Source organism: Roseateles sp., from assembly GCF_036486225.1.
Taxonomy (GTDB): Bacteria; Pseudomonadota; Gammaproteobacteria; order Burkholderiales; family Burkholderiaceae_C; genus Roseateles.
On the sequence record NZ_DASVNZ010000150.1, the window covers coordinates 1 to 5,856 of the forward strand.

Annotated in this window: 7 protein-coding genes and 1 pseudogene; 4 read left to right on the forward strand and 4 right to left on the reverse strand. The window is 71.3% G+C overall.

The features are described from left to right. The 3 genes from VF536_RS10445 to VF536_RS10455 form a co-directional block, all read right to left on the reverse strand. Nucleotides 1-429: TolC family protein (locus VF536_RS10445; protein ID WP_331614784.1), on the reverse strand; the 429-nt coding region annotated here is incomplete at its 3' end. Between the two features lie 127 nt (nt 430-556). After that, nucleotides 557-988, reverse strand: coding sequence for a hypothetical protein (locus tag VF536_RS10450; protein ID WP_331614785.1), 432 nt, complete (start codon nt 986-988; stop codon nt 557-559). Nucleotides 989-1,066: 78 nt separating this feature from the next. After that, a complete protein-coding gene (locus VF536_RS10455) occupies nt 1,067-2,164 on the reverse strand; it encodes a beta family protein (protein ID WP_331614786.1) in 1,098 nt (365 codons plus the stop codon). 344 nt (nt 2,165-2,508) lie between these two features. Between VF536_RS10455 and VF536_RS10460 the strand changes: the two genes are divergently transcribed. Further along, nucleotides 2,509-3,570 (forward strand): alpha/beta hydrolase, encoded by a 1,062-nt coding sequence (locus tag VF536_RS10460; RefSeq protein WP_331614790.1) that lies wholly within the window; start codon nt 2,509-2,511, stop codon nt 3,568-3,570. Between the two features lie 195 nt (nt 3,571-3,765). Here VF536_RS10460 and VF536_RS10465 read toward each other — a convergent pair whose 3' ends face one another. After that, on the reverse strand, nt 3,766-4,212 hold the full coding sequence (locus tag VF536_RS10465; RefSeq protein WP_331614787.1) for a DUF4148 domain-containing protein: 447 nt from the start codon (nt 4,210-4,212) through the stop codon (nt 3,766-3,768). On the opposite strand from VF536_RS10465, the gene VF536_RS10470 reads away from it, so the two are divergent. From VF536_RS10470 to VF536_RS10480, 3 genes and pseudogenes are all read left to right on the forward strand, one after another. Next, nucleotides 4,211-4,345 (forward strand): hypothetical protein, encoded by a 135-nt coding sequence (locus tag VF536_RS10470; RefSeq protein ID WP_331614788.1) that lies wholly within the window; start codon nt 4,211-4,213, stop codon nt 4,343-4,345. The genes VF536_RS10465 and VF536_RS10470 overlap by 2 nt on opposite strands. A gap of 13 nt (nt 4,346-4,358) precedes the next feature. Then, nucleotides 4,359-5,216 carry an ATP-binding protein gene (locus VF536_RS10475; protein WP_331614789.1) on the forward strand — a complete coding sequence of 286 codons (858 nt, stop codon included), beginning with the start codon at nt 4,359-4,361 and terminating at the stop codon, nt 5,214-5,216. Continuing rightward, nucleotides 5,213-5,856: pseudogene (locus VF536_RS10480) on the forward strand (hypothetical protein); the annotation flags it as partial. The gene VF536_RS10475 and the pseudogene VF536_RS10480, both read left to right, overlap by 4 nt.

Sequence of the window (5,856 nt, forward strand, 5' to 3'; positions counted from 1 at the left end):
CGCATCGAGCTCGGCCTGCGAGATGTCGCGACCGCGCCGGGCCAGCGCCGTCCGGGCGGCGCGCTGGCCGCCGATCTCCAGCGGCTGGCTCAGCAGCACGGTGACGGTGCGCGTCTCGCGGCGCGTGTCCTCCTGCTCCACGCCGAGCGAGGGATTGGGCGGCAGCGCCGCCTGCTGGACCGCGCCGTCGGCGGCCTCGACCTCGAAGGCGGCGGCGCGCAGCCGAGGATGCGCACTCAAGGCGCGCTCGATGGCGACGCTCAGCGTCAGGGTCGGCGCGGACGCAGGCGCAGACGAACTCGCAGACGGCCCCGCAGGCGTCGCCGACGGCGTCGTCGAAGCGGACGGCGGCTGGGGCGCAGCCTTCGTGGCCAGGGGCAGGAATGAAAGCAGTGCCGCGCTGCACAGCGGCACCAGGAACTTGGGCATCGGAGACTCCGGCGTTGTGCCCGCCGCCGCGTGGGCGGCCGGGCAGGAAGGGGATCAACGGGGAATCGGCGAGCGCCGCGCGCCTCGGCGCGGGCCGAGGCGGTCAAGGATCAGGAAGGCTCGCCGATCAGGCGAGTGGCCAATTGGGTCGCTCCCGGCGGTCGGGGCCGCGTGAGGACCAGACCTCGGACACGGTGGCCGAGGTGACCGGGCTGGCCATGGCGGGCAGCACGATGGGCGTGCTCGCCACCGGCTGGCTGTGGCCGAGGTGGCAGAAGCCGCAGTCGTCGTCGACACAGGTCAAGGCCTTGTCGGCGGCCTTTTCAGCGTTTCCCGCCTGCTCCGGCGCCGAGGCGTCGGGCGAGCCTTTGCCACCGCCGGCATCAGCGCCAGCGGCGTCAGCGCTCGCGGCGTCATCCGACGCCTGATGGCGATGCTCGTGGTGGCCGACATGGCTCACCGTGGGATCGGCTTCATGCGCGCAATAGGTCGCCGCCACCGCCCAGCTCAGCTGGAGCGGCAGCAGGATCAGCAGGAAGACGGTGAGCCAGCGGCGCATGGGGCGCGAGTATAGAGAGCCCCGCATGTCCTTTCGCGCCGGCCGGCTTCGCCGCGTCCTGTCGCCCGCCGGCGGTTTTCACGAAGTCGAGGTGGACACCAGCGGTCGCGCGCTGCCGGATTCGGCCAGCATCTCGTCGACCTGCGTCGCCAGATGCAGGTTGACGCGGATGGCCGTCCAGGCCTCGCGGCCGCGTGCGACGACCCGGCCGTTGGAGGCCTCCTGGATCTCGTGCTCGCCCCACAGGCCGCGCGCGCCGAAGGACGGCGCCATGGCAATGATGGCCTCGGCGGCCTCGCGGCTGGCATCGTCCGAACTCGCGCGGCGGCGGCGCTCGAAGCGCCACACGCCCTGCCACGGGTAGTCGATGCGCACGTGACCGGTCGGGAGGTCCGTGCCGGGCTCGCTCGGCGCGTGGATGGCGCCGTGATCCCCGTATCCGACGACGGGCAGCCCGCCGAGCCGCCGGTGCAGCTCGCGCTCGAGGATCGCGAGGCGGCCCGAACGCGGCGAGTCCTCCGGCAAGCCCGACCCGAGCCACTGCGCGGTGGCGGGGAAGCTGTTGCCCATCACCACGAGCCGCAGCCCCGGCCAGCGCTTGCGCCAGCGCGCCATCAGGTCCCGCCCCATGCCGGCGCAGCCGAGCAGCCATTCGCGTTCGGTGCCGAAGTCCAGCACGACCAGCGCGCGACGCGGTTGCTCGAGCCCGTCCAGCGCGCGCTCGACGAGGGTCGTCAAGGGCGCCGCGCCGCGCAGCCGGAACACCACCTGGCCGAATTCGCGCTCGATCGCGGCCGCCTGCAGCGCGATGGCGCGTTCGCTGGCCCCTTCCGGCATGAGCACGACCGGCACGGCGTTGCGATGCGCCTGGGCGAATTCGCGCCAGGTCCGGAAGCCCTGCGACGGATCGGCCAGGCGGCGCCAGGCCAGCGCATGGTCGAGCGGCACGCGGCCCAGGTCGATGAAATGCGGCAGCTCCTGCATCGCCTCGCCCGCCTGCTGTGCGGCGCGACGGAAGTCCACCACGTCGGGCCGGCGCTGCAGCGCGGTCAGCGTGATCAGCGGCAGGGTCCGGCGCTTGCGCACGCGATCGAGTTCGCGCAACGCGCGCAGCTCGGCCGGCAACGTCTGCAGCGACGGAAAGTAGACGATCTCATCCAGCAAGACCCCGTTCATCGACACCTCCTGCGGGCTCGCGCCCGAATCCGGACGCCCCGCGCGCCCGGTCCCGGCAGGCTAGGAAGGATGCGGATGGAAAGCCAGAGGTCGCTTTGATCGATGTCAGAGATCGGCGATGTCGTGCCCTCTTTGTATGCCCCTGTATCTGCGATCGGCCGCGTGACACCGACATGCAGAGACGGTTCGATGTCGACAAGGCGGAGATACATCGCGGACGTCCACTGCGGAGGTCGCCACCACACCCACGGAGATCCCCGATGACCGACCGCAACGACAAGACCGATTCGATCGAAACGAACGACTTGAACCCGATGAACCCGACGAGCCTGATGGACAGCGCCATGGGCCGGGCAGGCACCGCGCTCCCCCGCCGCCAGTTCCTCCGGCTGGGCGCCGCGACCGCCGCTGCGACGGCTGCAAGCCTGCCGCTGAGCGGGCTGCTGCCCGCCGGCGCATGGGCCGCCCCGGCTCCGTCCGCCGACGGTGCGTCGATCGCGATCGCTCCCGCGTTCGGCACGCTGAAGCACATCGACGCCGGGGATCTCCGCGTCGGCTACGTCGAGGCGGGGCCGGCCGACGGCCCGCCCGTGCTGCTGCTGCACGGCTGGCCTTACGACGTCCACACCTACGAAGCGGTCGCGCCGCTGCTCGCGGCGGCGGGTCATCGCGTCATCGTCCCTTACGCCCGCGGCTACGGCACGACGCGTTTCCTGTCCGCCGACACGCCGCGCAACGGCCAGCAAGGCGCCCTGGCGCGCGACGCGATCGCGCTGCTGGACGCGTTGCGCATCCCCAAGGCCATCGTCGCCGGCTGCGACTGGGGCGCGCGCACGGCGGGCATCCTCGCCGCGCTGTGGCCGGAGCGCTGCCGGGCGCTGGTGGCCGTCAGCGGCTACCTGCTGGTCGATCGCAAGGTCAACGAGCAGCCGCTGCCGCCCGCGGCCGAACTGCAGTGGTGGTACCAGTACTACTTCGCCACCGAACGCGGCCGTCTGGGCTATGAGAAATACCGCGTCGAGTTCTCGAAGCAGATCTGGCAGCTCGCCTCGCCGCAATGGCGCTTCGACGACGCGACCTTCGCACGCAGTGCCGCGGCCTTCGACAACCCGGACCATGTCGCGATCGTGGTCCACAACTACCGCTGGCGCCTCGGCCTGGCGGACGGCGAATCGCGCTTCGACACGGTGGAGGCCCGCATCGGCGCGGCGCCCGACATCACGATCCCCGCGATCACGCTGGAAGGCGACGCCAATGGCGCGCCGCATCCCGCGCCGTCCGCCTACCGCCGCAAGTTCAAGGGCCGGTACGCGCACCGCGACCTGACCGGCGGCATCGGCCACAACCTGCCGCAGGAAGCGCCCGAGGCCTTCGCCCAAGCGATCCTCGACGTCGTGCGCCTGTGACGCGCCTATGAGGTGCCTGTGAAGGCCGCCTGAAACGAAAGCGGGGTTCCCTCATGGGAACCCCGTTGCTCGAAGAAGGACGACCGTCAATTACCGGTCAGGTCGTCCCGCGTCCGTCGTCCGGTCCGTCAGGTCGGCACTGTCTCGCTGGTCTCCGTGAGGAGCTTCGCGGCCCGTGCCGGGCGTCAGGAGCGATCAACGACGGTACGAATGCGCCGCCTCGAGCTCCGGCGCATATCCCTGCTCGCTCCAGGCGCGTTCCAGCGATCCATCGGCGCGAGCCTGTTCCAGTTCATCCATCACCTGGGCACGTGTCTTGCCGCCTGCGGCAGGCGCGGCGAACTGCACCTGCGTGCTGGTGTCGGCGGACATGCCCACCGTCACGTCGGCATCGGCCTGGTGATTCGAGTACTGCACATCCATGCCCTTGGCTTCGTCGAAGTCGGGCGCGTAGCTGTGTTCGCCCTGCAGCCTGTCGAGGCTGCCGTCCATGCGTGCGGCTTCGAGTTCCGCCATCACCTGGTCGCGGGACTTCGGGCCGGACACGATCTCTTCCTCGACCTGCGCGAACGCGGGCACGCTCAGCGCCATGGCCAGCGCCGCGGCGCCCATCGGAATAGAAAGCTTCTTGAAGTTGGTCATGATCGAACTCCTTGGATTGAAAGTGATCCTGCACACGACATCGACCGGTCATTCGACTGGCGATCGTTGCCGCTGCGTCGGCGCGCGTTTCAAACGCCTTGAGATCAACTCTAGGCGCACGACGCCGACATGAGGCGGACATGCGGATGACCGTTTTGTCATCGTTGCGCAGCGCGGGCGGACTGCTGCGCGCGCTGCGCCAGCGCGTCGACCAGTTGACCGCGATGCTGGAGCGCCAGCGGCGCTCGCAGGCGCAGGTGGAAGCCTTCAGCGCCAACGTCGCGCATGAGCTGCGGACGCCGCTCGCGACGCTGATCACGAGCACCGAACTCACGCTGCGCGAGGCCGGCCTGACGCCCGGGGTCAGCGACCGGCTGGGCGCAAATCTCGAGGAACTCCGGCGCATGCAGGGCATCGTGGGCGACATGCTGTTCCTGTCGCGGGCCTACGGCGGTCAACGGGCGCGACGGGCTCGCACGGAGAGCCTCGCCGCGCTCGCGGCCGAAGTCGCCGAGTACCACGAGGCGGCCCTCGAGGAAGCCGGGCTCTCGCTGCGCATCGAGGGCGAAGCGGCCGGCGACTTCGACGCCGGACTGCTCAAGCGCGCGCTGTCGAACCTGATCGCCAATGCGACGCGGTATGCCACCGCCGGCAGCGTGCTGCGCGTCGGCATCGAGGGCGTGCGCTCGGGACAGGTCCGGCTATGGGTCGCGAACACCGGGCCGGTCATTGCCGCGCAGCGCTTGCCGCGCCTGTTCGACCGCTTCATGAGCGGCGAGGCCGCGGCCGGCGACGAGCACCTCGGCCTGGGGCTGTCGATCGTCGATGCGATCGCGCGGATGCACGGCGGCGCGCCCTTCGCGCGATCGGACGAACGGGAGACGCGCATCGGGTTGACGTTGAGCGGCGGCATGTCCGGGCGCGCCTACACTGCGCGCCGTTCCCCGCCCTCGCCCGCGGCGTTGCCGACGCCGCCCATCCTGCCGCCCTCCGTGCCACCATGACCGATCGCCTGCTCACCCTCGTCCAGCACCCGCTCGGACGGCGCATCGCGCGCCTGTTCAATCTGCCGCAGCCGGTGCCCTTGGCGCGCCGCCAGGACGCCTGGACGGGCGAGGAACTCGCCGGCCGGTCCGTGCTCGCGATCGCGCCGGGCAGCGCGGCGCCGCTGCCCTCGCTGCTGGCGGCGATCGTCGATCAAGGCGGTCAACCGAGCGGAGATGGCCCGGTACGCACGCTGGTGATCGACGCGACCGGTTGTCGCGACGTCGCGGCGCTGCGCGCGTTGTTCGAGCAGGCGCAGCTTGCGATGAGCCGTCTCGCGCCGGGGGGACGCGTACTCGCCCTGACCTCGGCCGGCGTCATGAGCGCCGCGGAAGCCGCCTGTCTGCAGGCGGTCCAGGGCTTCGTCCGCGCCCTGGCCAAGGAGGTCGGCCGGCGCGGCGCAACGGCCAACGCGCTGGTGCTGCAGGAAGGCGCGGCCTCGATGGCCTCGCTGGCGGGCGCGTTGCGCTTCTTCGGCACGGATCGCTCGGCCTATGTGTCGGGACAGGTGCTGGCCTGGCGCAAGGACGCCCTCGCGGCAGTCGACGACGACGCGGTCGACGGGCGCGCGCCCGTGGCGATCGTCACCGGCGCGGCGGG

What these genes read in the sequence shown, in the direction of transcription:
- VF536_RS10465 (WP_331614787.1), bottom strand. Translation starts at nt 4,212, where the DNA reads ATGACCAACTTCAAGAAGCTTTCTATTCCGATGGGCGCCGCGGCGCTG.
- VF536_RS10470 (WP_331614788.1), top strand. Translation starts at nt 4,211, where the DNA reads ATGATCGAACTCCTTGGATTGAAAGTGATCCTGCACACGACATCGACC.
- VF536_RS10460 (WP_331614790.1), top strand. Translation starts at nt 2,509, where the DNA reads ATGGGCCGGGCAGGCACCGCGCTCCCCCGCCGCCAGTTCCTCCGGCTG.
- VF536_RS10450 (WP_331614785.1), bottom strand. Translation starts at nt 988, where the DNA reads ATGCGCCGCTGGCTCACCGTCTTCCTGCTGATCCTGCTGCCGCTCCAG.
- VF536_RS10455 (WP_331614786.1), bottom strand. Translation starts at nt 2,164, where the DNA reads ATGAACGGGGTCTTGCTGGATGAGATCGTCTACTTTCCGTCGCTGCAG.
- VF536_RS10475 (WP_331614789.1), top strand. Translation starts at nt 4,359, where the DNA reads ATGACCGTTTTGTCATCGTTGCGCAGCGCGGGCGGACTGCTGCGCGCG.